A 735-nucleotide genomic window follows, 5' to 3' on the forward strand; every position below is an offset into this window, starting at 1 on the left:
GTCGAGCCGGTCGCACCCGTTGCACCCGTAGCGCCGGTCGCACCTGTTGCACCCGTCGAGCCCGTTGCTCCGGTATCACCGGTGGCGCCGGTCGCACCTGTGGCGCCGGTTGCTCCGGTCGCACCCGTTGCTCCGGTATCGCCCGTGGCGCCGGTGGCACCTGTTGCTCCGGTTGCTCCCGTTGCTCCGGTATCGCCGGTAGCGCCAGTCGCACCTGTTGCTCCGGTCGCACCGGTTGCTCCGGTATCACCGGTGGCGCCGGTCGCACCTGTGGCGCCGGTTGCTCCGGTTGCTCCCGTTGCTCCGGTATCGCCCGTGGCGCCGGTGGCACCTGTTGCCCCGGTATCGCCGGTGGCGCCAGTCGCACCTGTGGCGCCGGTTGCTCCGGTCGCACCGGTCGAGCCGGTTGCTCCGGTTGCTCCGGTATCGCCCGTGGCGCCAGTCGCACCCGTGGCCCCGGTCGCACCTGTGGCGCCGGTTGCTCCGGTTGTGCCCGTTGCTCCGGTATCGCCCGTGGCGCCGGTCGCACCTGTGGCGCCGGTTGCTCCGGTCGCGCCGGTCGAGCCGGTGGCGCCTGTAGCTCCGGTCGCGCCCGTCGAGCCCGTTGCTCCGGTATCGCCCGTTGCGCCTGTTGCTCCAGTCGAGCCTGTATCACCCGTGGCGCCGGTCGCACCTGTGGCGCCGGTTGCACCTGTCGAGCCGGTGGCGCCGGTTGCTCCGGTATCACCCGTGGCG

General features: G+C 72.5%; 1 protein-coding gene. It reads right to left on the bottom strand.

The genetic code is table 11. The features are described from left to right. On the bottom strand, positions 1-735 hold a 735-nt coding region (locus tag P9228_RS26005; protein ID WP_278056448.1), incomplete at both ends, for a hypothetical protein.

The sequence above is a fragment of the Mesorhizobium sp. WSM4898 genome (assembly GCF_029625845.1).
Taxonomy (GTDB): Bacteria; Pseudomonadota; Alphaproteobacteria; order Rhizobiales; family Rhizobiaceae; genus Mesorhizobium.